This window comes from Bradyrhizobium sp. Ash2021 (genome assembly GCF_031202265.1).
Classification (GTDB): Bacteria; Pseudomonadota; Alphaproteobacteria; order Rhizobiales; family Xanthobacteraceae; genus Bradyrhizobium.
Genome location: NZ_CP100604.1, coordinates 5,144,491 through 5,160,931 on the forward strand (window position 1 = coordinate 5,144,491; position 16,441 = coordinate 5,160,931).

18 protein-coding genes are annotated in these 16,441 nt (G+C 61.6%); 2 read left to right on the forward strand and 16 right to left on the reverse strand.

The window, feature by feature from the left end; genetic code table 11:
* Positions 1-18: 18 nt before the first annotated feature.
* The 8 genes from NL528_RS24740 to NL528_RS24775 form a co-directional block, all read right to left on the reverse strand.
* Entirely contained in the window at positions 19-885 is an 867-nt protein-coding gene (locus tag NL528_RS24740; RefSeq protein ID WP_309177062.1) for an N-acyl homoserine lactonase family protein, read from the reverse strand.
* A 427-nt stretch (positions 886-1,312) separates the two neighbouring features.
* On the reverse strand, positions 1,313-1,975 hold the full coding sequence (locus tag NL528_RS24745) for an ATP-binding cassette domain-containing protein (RefSeq protein ID WP_309177063.1): 663 nt from the start codon (positions 1,973-1,975) through the stop codon (positions 1,313-1,315).
* The gene (locus NL528_RS24750) at positions 1,972-2,721 is read right to left on the reverse strand and encodes an ABC transporter ATP-binding protein (protein WP_309177064.1); all 750 of its coding nucleotides are present in this window, start codon (positions 2,719-2,721) and stop codon (positions 1,972-1,974) included. The genes NL528_RS24745 and NL528_RS24750 overlap by 4 nt, the downstream gene beginning before the upstream one ends.
* The gene (locus NL528_RS24755; RefSeq protein ID WP_309177065.1) at positions 2,718-3,707 is read right to left on the reverse strand and encodes a branched-chain amino acid ABC transporter permease; all 990 of its coding nucleotides are present in this window, start codon (positions 3,705-3,707) and stop codon (positions 2,718-2,720) included. Before NL528_RS24755 ends, NL528_RS24750 begins: the two co-directional genes overlap by 4 nt.
* Positions 3,707-4,603, reverse strand: a complete 897-nt coding sequence (locus NL528_RS24760) for a branched-chain amino acid ABC transporter permease (RefSeq protein WP_309177066.1) — start codon at positions 4,601-4,603, stop codon at positions 3,707-3,709. The genes NL528_RS24755 and NL528_RS24760 overlap by 1 nt, the downstream gene beginning before the upstream one ends.
* Positions 4,604-4,716: 113 nt before the next feature.
* Complete coding sequence (locus NL528_RS24765) at positions 4,717-6,027, reverse strand: ABC transporter substrate-binding protein (protein WP_309177067.1); 1,311 nt, start codon at positions 6,025-6,027, stop codon at positions 4,717-4,719.
* 317 nt (positions 6,028-6,344) lie between these two features.
* Positions 6,345-6,533, reverse strand: coding sequence for a helix-turn-helix transcriptional regulator (locus NL528_RS24770; protein ID WP_309177068.1), 189 nt, complete (start codon positions 6,531-6,533; stop codon positions 6,345-6,347).
* A 299-nt stretch (positions 6,534-6,832) separates the two neighbouring features.
* Positions 6,833-7,965 (reverse strand): IS3 family transposase gene (locus NL528_RS24775; RefSeq protein WP_143206051.1). Its coding sequence is split into 2 segments (ribosomal slippage): positions 6,833-7,710 and positions 7,710-7,965, totalling 1,134 coding nucleotides; the frame shifts between segments, so codons are not numbered across the junction.
* Positions 7,966-8,067: 102 nt separating this feature from the next.
* On the opposite strand from NL528_RS24775, the gene NL528_RS24780 reads away from it, so the two are divergent.
* Positions 8,068-8,352 (forward strand): hypothetical protein, encoded by a 285-nt coding sequence (locus NL528_RS24780; protein WP_309177069.1) that lies wholly within the window; start codon positions 8,068-8,070, stop codon positions 8,350-8,352.
* 108 nt (positions 8,353-8,460) lie between these two features.
* Positions 8,461-8,658 (forward strand): hypothetical protein, encoded by a 198-nt coding sequence (locus NL528_RS24785; protein WP_309177070.1) that lies wholly within the window; start codon positions 8,461-8,463, stop codon positions 8,656-8,658.
* Positions 8,659-8,679: 21 nt separating this feature from the next.
* Here NL528_RS24785 and NL528_RS24790 read toward each other — a convergent pair whose 3' ends face one another.
* The 8 genes from NL528_RS24790 to NL528_RS24825 all read right to left on the reverse strand — a co-directional run bounded on the left by NL528_RS24790 (position 8,680) and on the right by NL528_RS24825 (position 16,434).
* Entirely contained in the window at positions 8,680-9,225 is a 546-nt protein-coding gene (locus NL528_RS24790; RefSeq protein WP_309177071.1) for a recombinase family protein, read from the reverse strand.
* A gap of 218 nt (positions 9,226-9,443) precedes the next feature.
* On the reverse strand, positions 9,444-10,199 hold the full coding sequence (locus NL528_RS24795; protein ID WP_309177072.1) for an SDR family oxidoreductase: 756 nt from the start codon (positions 10,197-10,199) through the stop codon (positions 9,444-9,446).
* A gap of 57 nt (positions 10,200-10,256) precedes the next feature.
* Entirely contained in the window at positions 10,257-11,771 is a 1,515-nt protein-coding gene (locus tag NL528_RS24800) for an amidase (RefSeq protein WP_309177073.1), read from the reverse strand.
* Between the two features lie 38 nt (positions 11,772-11,809).
* A complete protein-coding gene (locus NL528_RS24805) occupies positions 11,810-12,517 on the reverse strand; it encodes an ABC transporter ATP-binding protein (RefSeq protein ID WP_309177074.1) in 708 nt (235 codons plus the stop codon).
* Positions 12,514-13,236: an ATP-binding cassette domain-containing protein gene (locus NL528_RS24810; RefSeq protein WP_309177075.1), complete on the reverse strand. Its 723-nt coding sequence runs from the start codon at positions 13,234-13,236 to the stop codon at positions 12,514-12,516. Before NL528_RS24810 ends, NL528_RS24805 begins: the two co-directional genes overlap by 4 nt.
* The gene (locus NL528_RS24815) at positions 13,236-14,309 is read right to left on the reverse strand and encodes a branched-chain amino acid ABC transporter permease (RefSeq protein ID WP_309177076.1); all 1,074 of its coding nucleotides are present in this window, start codon (positions 14,307-14,309) and stop codon (positions 13,236-13,238) included. The genes NL528_RS24810 and NL528_RS24815 overlap by 1 nt, the downstream gene beginning before the upstream one ends.
* The gene (locus tag NL528_RS24820) at positions 14,306-15,172 is read right to left on the reverse strand and encodes a branched-chain amino acid ABC transporter permease (protein ID WP_309177077.1); all 867 of its coding nucleotides are present in this window, start codon (positions 15,170-15,172) and stop codon (positions 14,306-14,308) included. Before NL528_RS24820 ends, NL528_RS24815 begins: the two co-directional genes overlap by 4 nt.
* A 38-nt stretch (positions 15,173-15,210) precedes the next feature.
* A complete protein-coding gene (locus NL528_RS24825) occupies positions 15,211-16,434 on the reverse strand; it encodes an ABC transporter substrate-binding protein (RefSeq protein ID WP_309177078.1) in 1,224 nt (407 codons plus the stop codon).
* Positions 16,435-16,441 lie beyond the last annotated feature (7 nt).

Genomic DNA, 16,441 nt, shown 5'->3' on the forward strand with positions numbered 1-16,441 from the left:
CCCGCACCGGTTCAGTTCTCAATCGTAGAAATCGGGCGCGTGCTTGGTCGCTTTGAAGACCTCTGGATCATGCCCATAGAAAATCTGCGCGTTATTGGCGTCGCGCATGAGCCGGATTCGCTGATAGCTGCGATAGGCGTCGCCCGGATTCACCGTGCCCGGGATCGGTGGGATCAGGTTCTTGTCGAGGTTTTCCTTCAGATAGACAACGTCGCTCGTGAGGATGACCGAACCGGTCTTGGGTAGTTTCACCATCACGAATTGGCTGCCGGGAGTATGGCCAGGAGCGCGCATGACGCGCACCGAGCCGTCGTCGAACAGGTCCAGGTCGCCATTGAGCCGAACGATGTTCATTTTCTTGGTATCGGCGAAATCGCCCGGAATGTAGTAGAGGGAGAAGCCGACATCCGGCCACCAGGCCGCCTTCAGCTCGTCGTCCTGGGCGACCAGGGTCGCATTCGGAAACTGGCCGACGTTGCCACCATGATCCAGGTGCAAGTGACCGACCACCACGTATTTGATGTCGTCTGTCTTGAGACCAATCTTGGCAAGCTGCGCCGGAATTGCGTCATCCTGGGTCATCTTGAGGCCGAAGCCCTTGGCGAGCGGTCCCCACCATCCCTCGGGGTCGGTTATCGTTTTGTCGTTGTTTCCGGTGTCGATAATGACGTTGCCCTTGGGATGTTTGAGCACGTAGAAGCTCACCGGTGCCCAGTCGATATTGCCTTGCCCGCCCATCTGCAGGGCGGCCTTCGGGAAGCCCCCCAATGAGCCGGATGTGAAGACATAAAGTTTTGGGCCTTCCTGTGCGACAGCTGGCGCAGCGGCGTACGCCGCAAGGCCGAGTGCGAGAGCTAGACTCACGGCAACATGCTTCGTCGTCATAGCGTTTCCTCCTTTGCCTTCTTTTTACGGGCTCGTCTGTGCAGCCACAAAGCCCCGTCCGAACGCGCTCGAGGCCAGGTACCCAAGAATAGATTGAGCGTATCGGCAAAAGCAAGTTGGGAATGATCTTCTACGTTGACCGGCCTCCCGTTTTTTAAGGCCCCTCTAAGCCGGAAACTACAGTTTTAGATTTGGCACTTGCTAAGCTGCCCCGTCCCGCGAAGGCGACAGCAAATTCCGGTCGCGCAAGGAACTGACGTCGTTTCGAAGCGATCGCGACATGTCCGCCTTGGGTCCAATCGCCACCGGTCGTTTGCAGCCGAGCTGAATGGCGGGTCCGCGGTCGTCCGAAAGCGGACCTGATATCAGTTTGTGGTGGGTGCGGCCCGAATAATCCGGCTAGTCGCCACGCATCGTAGTGTGCAGATCAAGCCGCCAGATTGGCGCCGCGTTCGATCACGAATTCCACGTCGAACAGCGTGCGCGAATGGTTCAGGTCGGACTGCGACATCAGGACGGTTAGGCCCTTGGCCTTCAGCGTAGCGAGCACCTCGGAGATGCGTTCCGACAGCGCTGGCGCGATGCCTTCGAACGGCTCGTCGAGCAGCAGGCATCGGGTGCCGATGCCCAGCGCTCGGCCGAGAGCGACCAGCTTCTGCTGACCGCCGCTGAGAAGCAGCGCCTTGCGGCCGCGCATCTCCGCCAGTTCCCCGATCACGTCGTAGACGAGGTCGAGCCGCTGCCTGCGGTGGATTGTCTTGGAGACCCACAGCGGCAGCAAGATGTTCTCCTCGACGGTGAGTTGCGGCACCAGGCCGCGATCTTCCGGCATGTAGCCGATGCCGAGGCCGGCCCGTGCATGGCGGGGCAGCGCTGTCAGGTCCGCGCCGTCGAACCGGACTGTGCCGTGCCTGGGCGCGAGATGGCCCATGATCGCCCGCATCAGGGTGGTCTTGCCGGCGCCGTTGCGTCCGACGAGGCTGACCATCCTTCCCTCGGGCACCTGCATGGTGAACCCGCGCAGCGCCGGCATCGACTGAATCTCGACGGCGATGTTGTCGATGTCCATCAGCGGCCGGGAGGCGGTCATCGTGCGCCCCCCGTGACGTAGCGGCGAACGCCCGGATCCTGCAGAACCGCAGCGGGGGCGCCGTCCGCCAGGATGCGACCATTGTAGAAGGCGACGACCCGGTCGGCATATTTGTTGACGATATCCATGTCGTGCTCGACGAAGACGATGGTGGTCGGTAGACCCGCGACCGCATGGATCACGCGATCCATGGTGACGAATTTCTCTTCCGCGGAGACGCCGGACGTCGGCTCGTCGAGCAGCAGCAGTTTCGGCCGCCGCGCTAGCGCCATGGCGATATCGACCAGCTTTCGCACACCGCCGGCGAGTTCTGACACCGGCCGATCGGCGGCGTCGCCGAGGCCGAACCGGTCGAGCAGCGCCATCGCGTCTTCGCGGCGGCCCCTGGCGCCGGCCGGAGACACCGCGGACAACCTGGCGCCGCTGGCGCCGGAGACCGCCACCATCAGGTTTTCGGCGGCGGTCAGTTCGATGAACAATTGCGGGATTTGAAACGACCGCGAGATGCCGAGCCTCGCCACTTCGCGCGGCGAGCGCGTTCCGATCGGTGCGCCATCGAGCTCGATCCGGCCACCGTCCGGCTTCATGTACCCCGTGACCATGTTGACAAAGGTGGTCTTGCCGGCGCCGTTGGCACCGATCAGGCTGATCTTTTGCCCGGCCGGAATGTCGATGCTGATATTGTCGGCCGCAACCACCGCGCCGAAGCGCTTGGCGAGACCCTTGACGGACAAAACCGGCGTCATGTCGCCGATCCTTTCTCGATGGTCGCCGCCACCTGCGAGTTGGCCCCGTGTCCGCGCCGGGCACCGCTCCAGAGCGAGCCGATCCCACGCGGCAGGAATAGGATCACGGCCAGCAGGAAGCTGCCGAGCACCAGCTGCCAGGTGTTAGGCAGATACAGGCTCGAGAACGACCGCACCAGTTCGAGGGTCAGCGATGCGACGAACACCGCCGCGACACTCTGGTTGCCGGCAAGGATGGCGACGAATACGAACTCGCCCGACGTGGTCCAGTAGGCGAACTGCGGGTCGATATGGCGTTGCGCCATCAGGCTAAGCGCGCCGCTGGCACCGGCGAAGATCGCGGCGATGATGAAATTGATGATGACGATGCGGTTGGCGGAAGTGCCGAGATATTCGACGCGCAGGTTGTTGTCGCGCACCGCGAGGCTCACGAGCCCGAGCTGCGAGCGAAACAGGATTGTTGCGAAAATGCCGGCGAGCCCGGTGGTGACCACCGAGACGGCATAGAGCATGAAATCCGCTTCGCGCGGATTGCTGAACACCGCGCTGAACAGGCTCGGGCGGCCGACGTTGAAGCCGTCGGAGCCGCCGAGAATCGTGCTCTTGACCAGGGCGCCGTAGAGCACCATCGACAGCGCCAAGGTCAGCATGCCGAAGAAGATGCCGGTGTAGCGGGCGATCAGCGGGCCGATCACGAGGCCGAGCAGGCCGCCGCACACCGCGCCAATCAGGACCTGTGCCGCGGCATCGGTGACGCCGAAAGTGTTGGCTATGAGTGCGACGCCGTAACCGCCGGCGGCGAAAAACAGACCCTGGCCAAAAGAGATATTGCCGGTGCGACCCAGCACCACGATGCCGAGCGCAATCAGGGCATTGGACGCCGCGACCGTGGCGAGTGACAGCGTCCAGGCCGGAATTACGCGGCCGAACAGCACCGCTGCCGCGACCAGCACGAGCAGGATGGCGGGGTGGGCGCCGCGCGGCATCAGATCCGCCTCGCGACATCTCGGCGAAACAGGCCCTCGGGCCTGAACATCAGCACCGCGGCCATGATGAGATAGATCATGAAGAGCTCGGCCTGAGGTAGCAGATGCACGGACGCCGCCCGTGCCATGCCCACCAGAATTGCGCCGACGGCCGCGCCCTCGACGCTGCCGAGGCCGCCGATCACGACGATTGCGAAGCTCAGGATGATGACCTCGGAGCTCAATCCGGGCTGCACCGAAATCTTGGGTGCGGTGAGCGCCCCCGCCATGGCGGCGAGCAGCGCGCCGAACGCGAACGCCGACGCATAGACGCGGTTGACGCGGACGCCCATGCTGGCGCTCATTTCCTCGTTGTGGATGACCGCCGACACGATCTTTCCTGTCACCGTGCGGTTGAGGCCGAACCAGACCGCGAGACCGGCGGCGACGGAGATCGGGATTAGCACCAGGTCGTAGCCGACATAATAGAGGCCGGCGAATTCGACGTTGCCGAACAGTTCATAGGGCTGCGTGGCATAGATCGGGTTGACGCCCCAGATCAGCTTGGTGATGTCCTCGAGCAGCAGGAACACCGCATAGGTCACCAGCAGCAGGACCACCTCGTCGCGCCCGTAAAACATCTTCAGCAAGCCTCGTTCCAGCAGCAGGCCGACAGCCGAGGCGATCGCCGCGACCGCCAGCAACATCACGACGAATCCGACCGCCGGCGGCAGGCCGCGCGCCGCCACCATGGTGACCGCCGTCGCCGCCAGGTAGGCGCCGAGCGCGTAGAAACTGCCGTGCGCGATGTTGAGGATCTTGAGCACGCCGAACACCAGCGTCAGCCCCAGCGCGACGATGAACAGCCATGAGGCCTGGATCAGGCCGTCAAGAAGGATGGTCAGGGCGAAGTTCATCGATCGATTTGAACCGGTCATTCATCGGGGAGATGTCGGTGGGCAAGGCAGCGGCGCGAAGATCGATCTCCGCGCCGCCCTAGAGGATTATATCTGTCGGACCTCGACGCGGCTTACTGGCACTTCGCACCGGTCATGCCGCCCTTGATCCAGTCGATGGCCTTCACGCCCGGCGGCGGGTTGACGCATTCCGCGGCAAAATAATCGATGTCCACCAAATCGACGCGCTTCTTCTCGGCATTGTACTTGGTTCGGCTGATGGCGATCGGCTGGATCGCCTGATGGCCGTCGCCGTTCTTCATCTGGATCAGGCCGCCCGGGCTCTGCCACTCCGAACCGGTCATCGCCGCGGCGATTTCCTCGGTCGAGGGTTTCTTGCCGCCGTTCTTGGCCATCGCCAGCTCGATTGCGTTCTTCAACCCAAGGATGGACTGGGTGATGCGATAGGCCGCCTGCACCGGATAGACGCCGTTCGCCTTCTCATAGCCCTGAAAGAACCAGTCGTTGAGCAGCGACTTCTGCGACATCAGGCCATAGGCGCCGCGCGCCCCGATGATGACGCCGTCCGGCATCTTGTCGCCAAGCGGCGGCAGCACGTGGTCGGCGGCGCTCAGTACCAACTGGCTGCGCTTGGACAGTCCGCGGGGAACCGATTGCAGGATGAAGGCCTGCAGATCGCCGCCCCACAGGCTCGAATAGACGACGTCCGAGCCGGCGCCGACGAGGGCGGAGATCTCGGTTCCGTACTGGCCGGAGCCGAACTTCGGCAGCAAATCAGCAGTAAGCTTGGCGTTCGGATACAGCTGTCCGGCCGCGCCGACGAAGTCCGCCCGGCTGTCCTGACCCCAGGCATAATCCTGATTGATCGCCGAGAACGTGTCGATCTTGATGTTGTGCGACTTCATGTAGCGAATGAGCGCGACGTTATCCATTGTGGCATGCGCCGCTGTGCGGAACACGTAATTGTACTTGGCTTCCTCGAAGATCCGCGGCGTGCCGCAATCGAACAGCAGCAGCAGCTTTTTCAACTCTTCCGCGATGGGCGCCACGGCTAGGCAATCACCCGAGCTGATATAGCCGATCACCGCATCGACGTTGTCGCGCTGATAGAGATTGCGCAGCTCCTGGACCTGCTTGGTCGCGCCGCCGTTCTCATCGATGATGACGGGTTCGATCTTCATGCCGCCGAAGCCGGCATTCTGATAGGGCGCCGGCGCCGCGGCGGCGTTCAGCTGGTCGATGATGAATTGGCCGCCGTTGCGCGCTGGCACGCCGAAGCTCTCCGCCGCGGGGCCGGACAGGAAGGTGACGATCCCGAGCTTGAATGTGTCCTCGGCAGGCGCCGGGCCAGTCAGCGCGACAAACGCGCCGGAACATGCGGCCAACAGCCCGAACGATCGCCTAATTCGCGACAGGTAATTCATTTTTTTCTCCCAGGTCGCCGGTCCATGCCGGCTTTCGTCAGCGCCCGTTGGTCGGGCATGAGGGGGCCATTATAGACCATCTCGAAGCCCTGACTCTCAAAATATCGGGCACCCTGTTGATCCATTTCAACTAAGAACCATGGGCGCCTGCTCGGGCAGAACGACGGCCCGATGCACGAAGCTCCGAAGCGGCTCCGGGGTGGCATCATACATTTGCCAAATCGCGCCAAGGCCCCCCGATCGAGACAGACTCGTCTTGCGCTTTGAGCCTTTCATGGCGGCAGTGGAGAAATGCCTTAACGGCAAGATAAGCGCATTTACGGTTTTACACTGTCATCCAGCAGGATCCAGGCTTTGACTTTGAGCCCGCGAGCAATGCGCGCAATGTTGTCGATCGAGACATTGCGTTCAGACCGTTCGACCCCGCTGAGGTAGGTGCGGTTGATGCCGCACTCGTGGGCCAAGGCTTCTTGGCTCAGACCGCGCTCCGCCCGAAGGCGACGCATATTCCTAGCCAAAACGTCCCGCAGGGGCCCTTTGTGAGTCCGTTTCACCGGGCCAGTTCGGCGGAATACCGCTTTTAAGGCGACCGCTTTTAAGTTACATTCGTGAATGTCCCGTTATCGGCCATACCTTGGCGACCGCACCCCACACCCAATACACCACCATCAACCTGGGAGACGGCGACAGCGCGACTGACTGATTCTGACCATTCGCATGATCGGCCGGATGCTGATGACGGACTGAGCTGGCCCCGGTTGTCTGAACAAAAATTCCGCGTCGATAAGTGGAGCCTCTGCCGAGGTTAGGCCGCCGCGCGGAGCGGCGGAAGATCGAAGTAGGCTTGATCCGGGGTCATGTCGTCAAGACTCGAATGAGGACGTCGGCCGTTGTAAAAGTCGAGATACCGGCCGATCGAATGTCGCGCCTCGCCGACGGTTTCGTAGGCTCGCAGATAGACCTCCTCGTATTTGACGCTGCGCCACAGCCGTTCGACGAACACATTGTCCCGCCAGGCCCCTTTGCCATCCATGCTGATGGCGATGCCATTGCTGGCGAGCAGGCCGGTGAACGCCGCGCCGGTGAACTGAGAGCCCTGATCGGTGTTGAAGATGTCCGGCTTGCCGTGGCGAGCCAAGGCATCTTCCAGGGTCTCGACGCAGAAGGCCGCCTCCATCGTGATCGACAGCCGCCACGACAGAACACGACGTGTCGCCCAGTCCAGCACCACGGCGAGATAGACGAAGCCGTGCGCCATCGGAATGTACGTGATGTCCATGGCCCAGACCTGGTTCGGCCGCCGGATCTCGATGCCGCGCAGCAGATACGGATAGATCTTGTGGCCGGGCTCGGGCTTGGTGGTGCGCGGACGGCGATAGAGCGCCTCTATCCCCATCCGCCGCATGAGCGTCTTCACATGCCGGCGGCCGATCTTGCACCCCTGCAAAGCCAGCAGGCCTCGCAACATACGCGAACCGGCGAAGGGATACTCCAGGTGCAGCCGATCGAGACGCTGCATGATCTCGAGGTCGGCTGAAGAGACTGGACGCGGCAGATAGTACACGCTGCCGCGACTGACCTTCAAAATCTCTGCCTGCTTGGTGATCGACAGATCGTGCTTACGGTCGATCATCGCTTTGCGCTCAGCAATCCCGCCTTGGTGAGCGCGCCTTCTAAAAAATCGTTCTCCAGCGTCAGCTCCCCGATCTTGGCATGCAGCGACTTCACATCGACCGCGGGCGTGGCCGGCGTCCCGCCCCCCGATCCGAAAATATCAGAGGCGCCGCCCTCAAGCTGTGATTTCCAGGCCGTAATCTGATTGGGGTGAACGTCGAAATGCTCCGCCAGCTGGGCTATCGTCCGATCGCCCTTGATGGCGGCCAGAGCCACCTTCGCCTTGAAGGCCGGTGAGTGGTTCCGCCGGGGTCGTCTGCTCATGGTCTCTCCTGTTCACGGCAATTATCGCCGCTGTCAGGCAGAAATTCCACTTATCGTTCTGTCCAGATTTCCGCGACCGGCTCTGACAGCCTAGTTTACGAAATGTTAGAACGGCTGGCCGATCGCATGACGGTTCTTTTGAAAAGCGATCCCGACAATTGGGAGTTTTACGCGTTACAGGTTTGTCACGCCTTGACGGAGGTAAATTTCGCGGTCGATCCAAGTCTTGCAAGCGCGCGAGCGTTTAGCCGAACCCTCTTTCTAGAGAACAATCTCTACTCGCTCGCGAGAAAATTAATCGAGACCGGGATGGCTCCGGAAGAACTCGGCTGTTCTCCGATTGACCTCATGAATACGCTCTTGCCGAGCGTATACCACGGTGAATGACCCCTTCTTGTAAGTCAGAACCTCCGATATTTACCTGATCCACGCACAGCTTCGCCGACTTTTCGGTCGCACATTGCCTTTGGTCCATCCGCCGCGCGCGGGCGGTGGATGCTTGACGACTATCCGGCCATAGATCCTTGGCTCGACCGGGAGCTAGCCATCGGCCACCAGGCGCGCGCCGAGATGAGCAGCACCGAGGCTATCGCCACCGTGGCCGCCAGCGATTATGGCAGCGATCCGGTCACCACCACACTGGCCGGCCTGTCGGATGTCGAGTCAGTGGTCCAGCACGTCGATCCGAGCTGACGAATGGCAGGTGTGTCAGCTTCAATTCAGGCGACTGATCGTCGAGTGGCTGACATTATACGACCGCGCAATGTCGGTTAAGACCTCTCCCGCCTCCCGGCGAGCAATTGCCTCGCGCCGTTGGTGGCCGGTCAGCTTCGGCTTGCGACCGAGGATAACCCCCCTCGCCTTCGCACGCTCGCGTCCCTCGCCAGTTCGCGTCCGGATCAACTCGCGCTCGAACTCCGCCAGTCCACCTAGCACGGTCAGCATCAATCGACCGTGCGCCGTGGTCGTATCGGCCCAGGCGTCCCGGAGAGATTTGAAACCAGCCCCCTTTTCAGCGATGGTTCCCAGAAGGTTCAGGAGATCGCGCGTCGATCGGGCCAACCGGTCGAGACGGGTGACGACCAAGACATCCCCTTTCGCAAGAACCGACATCAGGCGATTAAGTTGCTTTCGGTCAGACCGAGCCCCACTGATCTTTTCCTGAAATATCTTCTCGCAACCAGCAGTCTTGAGCTCGGCCAATTGAGCCGCCAGAGACTGTCCATCGGTGCTCACCCGCGCGTAGCCGTAAAGCGGCATATCGATCTCCATTTCGCACATATAATATGCACAGCATAAAGCCGCATTTTATATGGGTCAACGGAACGGGCGCCGGAGTTTAAGAAGGGCGGAGTACTTTGTAGCGCGCGTGGCGCGTCGTCCGCTCCCTGACTGCTGTTCACCCAAGAACGGACATGGGCAAGCGTGACCAGTAGGTCCGCTTTGTGCACATCAGCAGACATCGTCCTGATCCACCATCAAACTGCCTTGGTCAGAGCACCGTCGATAATAAGGTTGGTGCCGGAAATACGACTGGCCACCGGGCTGGCCAGAAAGACGGCACCCGCGGCAACCTCCTGCGGGGTGCCCATGCGTCCGGTCGGGTTCAACGACATCGCCGTCTTGTACAGATCGGGCATGCCCTTTTCGATGTTCTGCCAGATGCCGCCTTCGAAATAGGTGTTGCCCGGCGACACCGCATTGACGCGAATGCCTTTGCCGATGAGCTGGTTGCTGAGACCTTTGGCGTAATGGATCAGCGCCGCCTTGAAGGCGCCGTAGGAACCGGCGGCGAAATCGACCTCGAAGCCGGAAACGCTGGAGACGATGACGATCGAGGCGGATTTCGACCTTTCCAGATAGGGCATCGCCGCCGCAACCGAATTGACGGTATGCATCATGTCGGTGCGAAACGATTTCTCCCAGGTCTCGGCCGTGTCGCCGACCGCAAGCGCACTGACATTGCAGACGATGGTGTCGATGCCCCCGAGTTCACCGGCCGCGCCCTCCACCCATTGCTTCAACGCGGCAGGGTCGGCGACATCGACCGCCTTGCCCCACGACTTGACGCCCTTCCCCGCCAACGCCTTCACCACCTTGCCAACCTCCTCGGCATTGCGTGCGCATATGGCGATGTTGGCTCCTTCGGCCGCAAAAAGTTCTGCGATAGCAAGGCCGATGCCCTTGCTTCCCCCGGTAACCAGCACGCTCTTGCCCTTTAATCCGAGATCCATCATCGCCTCCATTGGTGACGCGGGCGGCCTGCACCAGGCAGGCCGCTTGCGGTTGAATCACATCTTCTTCCAGTCACCTGCACCTTCGAACGCCGCGGCGGCCCGATAGATGGTCGCCTCGTCAAAATGTTTGCCGATTAGCATCAGCCCGATCGGCAATCCCTCGCTCATGCCGCAGGGAACGGTCATCGCGGGATGTCCGGTTGCGTCGAACGGCGCCGTATTCGGCACCATCTCGAACGCCCGCTGAATATAGAGTTCACGCGGCGCGTCCGGCGGCGGGATTGGCGTTGCCTTTACCGGCAGCGTCGGCATCAGCAGCAAATCATATTTGGCCAGCGCTTCATCGTAAGCAGCCCCCAGCTTGCGGCTCAGATTCTGCGCCTTGGCATAGAAGTGCCCGCGATAGTGCTTGGTAAAATACTCACCGAGCAGCATCGTGATCTTGAGGCTGTCGGATAACTCGTCGGCACGGTGACGCCAGGACGAATGGGCGTCGAGAAGACCGACATTGTAGAGCCCGCGCCAGTTGGTGCCCATGCCGTTGCCCTTCATCATGAATTCCGTCGCCCCTTCCGCGGCGATCGGCAGCCAGATGGCGGGCCCCAACAGATGCATCGGCACCGAGATTTCATCGACGGTGGCGCCGAGTTTCCTGAACAGCGCGGCGCCCGCCATGACCTTGGCGTCAACGTCGCGCTCGGAGTTCGGCAGTCCGAAACCTTCCTTGACGATGCCGATGCGCAGACCTTTGACGCCACCCGCCATCGCCTGCGTATAGTCAGTCGTCTTCGGGGCATATTGCCGGGGATCGAGACCATCGGCACCGGCGATTACTTCGAGCAGCAGCGCATTGTCGCGAACCGTGCTGGTCATCGGGCCGGTATGGTCGAGCGTGATTTCGATCGGCATTATACCGGTATAGGGAACGAGACCATGCGTTCCCTTCATTCCATAAAGGCCACAAAACGACGATGGCATGCGGATCGAGCCGCCCTGGTCGCCACCGATCGCCATATCGACCTCGCCCGTTGCGACCACGACGCCGCTACCTGAGGACGACCCGCCGGCCGAGTGCCCCATCTTGTAGGGATTGTGGACCGGCCCCTTGGCGCCGGTGTGGCTGCCGCCGGAGAAGCAGAAATATTCGCAGTGAGTCTTGCCCACGATGGTGCCACCGGCATCCAGGATGCGGGTCACGATCGTCGCATCCATGTTGGGAATATAGCCTTCGAGCGTCGACGCCCCGTTCATCATCGGCACGCCGGCGAGACAGATATTGTCCTTCAGCGCGATCGTCTTGCCCGCGAGCTTGCCGCTGGCCGCGCCCTTGATCGTCGTCTTGACGTACCAGGCGTTGTATTTGTTCTCTTCACCGTCCGGATGATAGCCCGGCAAACGCGGATACTTCACTGCCGGAATGTAGTCCGGCATGGCATCGACCGCCTCATAGGCAGCGTAATTTGCCTGCATCAGCGCGTCGTAGGATTTGAGCTCTTCGTCGCCCATCCGCATGCCGAGGCCTTCGGCGACGCTGCGCAATTGATCGAGAGTGGGTCTTCTGACGGCCATGGCTTGTTCTCCCTGTGATACCTGCCCGCTGGATCGGGCTAGGTGGTGATTCCGATGAATTCTCCGACAAGGCTTGGATCGCCGAGATTGCCCGGCTGCACTTCTCGGGTGATGGCGCCTTTCTGAATGATGAGGATCCGCTGCGAGAGCGCGGCGATGAAGTCGAGATTCTGCTCGACCAGGATCATGGTCAGCCCGCTGCTCGCGCGCAGCCGCTGCAAGGTCTCGACGATCTCGTCGATAATCGAAGGCTGGATCCCCTCGGTGGGCTCGTCGAGAAGCACAAGACGCGGCTTGCCGCAGAGGCAGCGCGCCATCGCTAGCAGCTGCTGCTCACCGCCCGACAGCGCGCCGCCGAGACGCTCGAGCAGCGGTTTGAGGCGGGGAAAATGCTCCAGCACCTCCGCGATCGTGTCGAGCTCGCCGCCGCCTTGCTTGCTGCACCCCATGCGCAGATTGTCGCTGACCGTGAGCGCCGGAAAGATTTCGCGACCCTGCGGCACGTAGCCGAGCCCCAACCGCGCGCGGCGATAGGGTTCGAGTGCAGTCATGTCGTCGCCGGCAAACTGAACCCGCCCGCCGGTCGCCGGCAAAAAACCCATCAACGCCTTGAGCAGCGTCGTCTTGCCCATGCCGTTATGCCCGAGGATACCGATGAACTCGCCCTCGTTGACGGTGAAGCTGACCCCGTTGAGGATCGGAATGCGGCCGTAGCCCGTTCGCAGGCCTCGTACATCGAGCATCATGCGGCTGCCTGTTTTCCGAGATAGATGTCGCGCACCAGCGGGTTGCGCAGGATATTCTCCACCGCATCCTCCACCAGCACGCTGCCCTGATTGAACACCGTTACCTGCTTGGCGATCATGCGGATAAACTGCATGTCGTGCTCGACGACGATGAGCGCCTTGCTGCGATTGATCTCGCGCACGAGTTCGGCAGTCTTGTGGACCTCCTCATGCGTCATGCCGGCAGCGGGTTCGTCCAGCAGGATCAATTCGGGATCGGTCGACAGCACGATGCCGAGCTCGACCCATTGCCGCTGGCCGTGGGCGAGCTGGCCGACCAGTCGATCGGCGGCGCCCGTCAGCCCGATACGCTCAAGCATTTCGTCGACCACGCCATCGGCGCGCGCCCCGGAATGAATCCGGTTCGCCGAGAGCCAGATATTTTCGCGCACGGATAGACCATCGAAGACGTTCGGCACCTGGGTCTTGATGCCGATGCCGAGACGCGCGATCTGATGGGCATGGGCATGGGAGATATCCTGACCGCGAAAGCGCACCTCGCCCTCGCTCGGCTCAAGCTGCCCGGTGAGCATTTTGAAGAACGTGCTTTTTCCCGCGCCGTTGGGGCCGATCAGGCAACGCAACTCGCCTTCGGCCAGTGAGAAGTTGACGTTGCGCACCGCCTTGACGCCGCCGAAATGCATGCTGAGATCGCGGGTTTCCAGAAGCGGCGCTGCCATCATCCCTCCTCCGCCTGCTTCGGCTTCAGGCCCGTTGCCGGACGCCGCGTGCGCGCTCGCAGCAATGCTTGTCCCCAATCGCCGAGCGTCGGCACCAGCCCTTTCGGCACCAGCAGGACGAACGCGATCAGGATTATTCCAAGGATGAACGGGGCGTTGGCCAGCAGCTTGGTCCACCAATCCGAACCGCTCGGCTGGTTCGCGCCCAGCGCGGTCGTGAGCCACTGAATGCCGATGCAGCCGACGATCGGGCCGACCAGCGTGCCACGGCCGCCGACAATCACCCAAATGATGATCTGCGCGGACTGCGCCAGTCCGAAGATTGTCGGACTCACGAACGCGCCCCAGTTGGCGAACAGGCAACCGGCGAAGCCGGCAAGCGCTCCGCCGATGGTAAAGGTCGCAAGCTTGTAGGCCCGGGGATCGTATCCCAGCAATTCAGCCCGCCGCTCGTTTTCGCGGATGCCGACGATGATGCGACCGAAGCGGCTTGCCAAGAGCCACCGCAACCCGAAATAGGTCGCAAGCAGCGCCCCCGTCGCCAGATAGAACATGCCTTCGAGGTCGACCACCCAGGCCTTATTGCCGGGGATATTCAGCGGCGGGATTCCGGGAATGCCGTTGAAACCGCCGAGCCGCGCCGCGCCGATGCGGAATTCCGGGCCCGCCGTGGAATTCACCGAGTTGAACAGGATCAGCGTCACCGTCAGCGTAATGACGCCGAGATAGACGTCGCTGATGCGCCCGTAGAACATGAAATATCCGAGCAGCGCGGCAAACACCGCCGGTAGCGCAATCGCCAGCAACAGCGGCATCGTGCTCTCGCCGATATTGAACATCGCGATCGCATAGGTGTAGGCGCCGAGCCCGAAGAAGGCGGCCTGGCCGAAGCAAAGAATGCCGCCATACCCCCAGATCAGCGCGAGGCTAAGCGCCAGGATCGCCATGATCATGTAAATCGTGAGTTCGAGAACGACATCGAGTTCGGCAAAGCGCGGCGTCAGGACCAGGAAGGCGGCGCCGACGATGCCGACCAGCGCAAGTCCGAGATAATTGAGGGTGCGGTCGGTCACAGGCCTCTCCGGAAGAAGCGGCCGGTGATGCCCTGCGGCAGCAGGCGGATCAGGACGATCGCGGCTGCCAGCAACGCCACCTCGCCGAACACCGGCGTCGTGGCGAAGGTGGCGAGCTGATTGATGGTGCCGAACAATGTGGATGCGGAAACCGTTCCACTGAGAATGGCGGCGCCGCCTCCGATCACGGTGATGAAGGATTTGGCCACATAGGCGACGCCGATGGTCGGAAAAACACCGGAGACCGGCGCCAGTACCGCCCCGGCCAACCCCGACAAGGCCGCGCCGATCCCGAACGTGACGGCATAGACACGCGGCGGATTGACGCCCAGCGCCGCCGCCATATTGGCGTTCTGCATGGTGCCGCGGGCGATCAGGCCGAGGCGTGTTCCGCGCAGCACGACCAAGATGCCAAACAACACGACCGCCGCCACGCCGATGACGAACAGCGTATATCCGCTGGTGCGATAGGCGCCAATCTGAAAACTGCCAAGCGGCGCTGAGATGCCGACCGTGGTGTTGCCGAAGATTGCCGTCGTCAATCCCACCAGAAACAGGCTGAGGCCCCAGGTCGCGAGCATCGTGTCGATCATGCGGCCGTACAGAAAACGGATAATCGTCCGCTCGACGATGACGCCGATGATGCCGACCACAACGGGCGCCACCACCAGCATCGAAATCCAGATGTTGACGCCGCGGCTGGTCGCGACGATCGCCGCATAGCCGCCGAGCATCAGAAACTCACCATGTGCGAGGTTGATGACCCGCATCATGCCGAAGATAATCGCCAGCCCGACGCTGATCAGCGCCAGGCTGGCTATCGCATAAAGCACCTGGATCGCCAGGAGAATAACGAGATCCACGTTCACCATTCCCAATTAAGCTTTGAGGCCAACCGGCCTCAGATCTTGATCACATATTGCTGGTTATCGTTCGGGTTCTTGATGAGATTGCACACCGCAGCGGTGTCGGACGGCTTTTGCTGCGCGAAATCCTCCAGCACGTTGAGCTTCTTGTCGTTGACCTCGGCGATGTGGACGTCGAGTACGCAATGATGGGTCGGAGGATCGATCGTGACCTTTCCGGAGGGCGCATCGATGCTGATTCCGGTTTCAATCGCCTCGATGACCTTCAGCCGGTCGACACTCCCGGCCTTCTTGACCGCCTCGGCCCACAATCGGAACCCCTGATAGGTTCCCATCGCAAGCTCCGTAATATTCGGATAATCGGCGCCGAAGCGCTTCTGGAACGCTGCAACGAAGGCTGCGTTGACCGGATTCTTCAGGTCCTGGAAGTAATTGTAGCAAATCAGCATGCCGTTGCACTCGTCGGGCGACAACACGATGTGCTCGTTGCCGACGGCGAACGTGGTCGATGCCATCGGAATGCTCTTGCGCATGCCGGCCGCCGCCCATTGGCGATAGAAGGAGATATGCGCGCCGCCGACGAGCGCCGACCACACGAAGTCAGGCTTCGCCGCCTGGATCTTTGAAATGGTCGGGCCGAAATTGGTCACGTCAAGCGGGAAGAAGTCGATCGACGGCACTTCGCCGCCATTTTCGGTGACGTATTTCTTCACCCATTGCGAGGTGATCTGGCCGTAGTTGTAGTCAGCAGCAATGACATAGACCTTCTTGCCCCACTTCTTCATGGCGTAGGGCACGAGCTTTTCCACGGTCTGCGCCGGCGTGACGCCGGTATCGAACTGGTTGCGGTCGCAGACGCCGCCTTCATATTGCGTGTTGTAGAAATAAAGCGTCTTGAAACGGTCGAGCACCGGCCGGATCACTTCTCGCGAGGCCGAGGTGATGCCGCCATGCACGACGGCGACCTTGTCCTTCAGCGCCGCCTGCTGGGCAAACTGCGTGTAAAGCTGCATGTTCGACTGCGGATCGTAATTGATCAGCTTGATCTGCCGTCCAAGCAGGCCACCGGCCGCATTGGCCTCCTCGACCGCGAGCGTCAGCGCATCGACCATCGGCTTGCCGTAGATGTCAAGCCCGCCCGAGAGATCGTGGATGCTGGCGACGCCGATCGGATCTTCCGCCCAGGCGGGAGAAGAAAACGCGCCGGCAGCAGCGGCAGCGGCCGTACCCCGTAAAAACCTTCTGCGATCAACTTTCATTACAGTC

Excerpts from the sequence above, each read along its gene's own strand:
- NL528_RS24770 (WP_309177068.1), bottom strand. The coding sequence starts at position 6,533 with ATGCGTCGCCTTCGGGCGGAGCGCGGTCTGAGCCAAGAAGCCTTGGCC.
- NL528_RS24740 (WP_309177062.1), bottom strand. The coding sequence starts at position 885 with ATGACGACGAAGCATGTTGCCGTGAGTCTAGCTCTCGCACTCGGCCTT.
- NL528_RS24780 (WP_309177069.1), top strand. The coding sequence starts at position 8,068 with ATGTTAGAACGGCTGGCCGATCGCATGACGGTTCTTTTGAAAAGCGAT.
- NL528_RS24795 (WP_309177072.1), bottom strand. The coding sequence starts at position 10,199 with ATGGATCTCGGATTAAAGGGCAAGAGCGTGCTGGTTACCGGGGGAAGC.
- NL528_RS24765 (WP_309177067.1), bottom strand. The coding sequence starts at position 6,027 with ATGAATTACCTGTCGCGAATTAGGCGATCGTTCGGGCTGTTGGCCGCA.
- NL528_RS24800 (WP_309177073.1), bottom strand. The coding sequence starts at position 11,771 with ATGGCCGTCAGAAGACCCACTCTCGATCAATTGCGCAGCGTCGCCGAA.
- NL528_RS24760 (WP_309177066.1), bottom strand. The coding sequence starts at position 4,603 with ATGAACTTCGCCCTGACCATCCTTCTTGACGGCCTGATCCAGGCCTCA.
- NL528_RS24745 (WP_309177063.1), bottom strand. The coding sequence starts at position 1,975 with ATGACCGCCTCCCGGCCGCTGATGGACATCGACAACATCGCCGTCGAG.
- NL528_RS24810 (WP_309177075.1), bottom strand. The coding sequence starts at position 13,236 with ATGGCAGCGCCGCTTCTGGAAACCCGCGATCTCAGCATGCATTTCGGC.
- NL528_RS24755 (WP_309177065.1), bottom strand. The coding sequence starts at position 3,707 with ATGCCGCGCGGCGCCCACCCCGCCATCCTGCTCGTGCTGGTCGCGGCA.
- NL528_RS24785 (WP_309177070.1), top strand. The coding sequence starts at position 8,461 with ATGCTTGACGACTATCCGGCCATAGATCCTTGGCTCGACCGGGAGCTA.
- NL528_RS24805 (WP_309177074.1), bottom strand. The coding sequence starts at position 12,517 with ATGATGCTCGATGTACGAGGCCTGCGAACGGGCTACGGCCGCATTCCG.
- NL528_RS24790 (WP_309177071.1), bottom strand. The coding sequence starts at position 9,225 with ATGCCGCTTTACGGCTACGCGCGGGTGAGCACCGATGGACAGTCTCTG.
- NL528_RS24825 (WP_309177078.1), bottom strand. The coding sequence starts at position 16,434 with ATGAAAGTTGATCGCAGAAGGTTTTTACGGGGTACGGCCGCTGCCGCT.
- NL528_RS24750 (WP_309177064.1), bottom strand. The coding sequence starts at position 2,721 with ATGACGCCGGTTTTGTCCGTCAAGGGTCTCGCCAAGCGCTTCGGCGCG.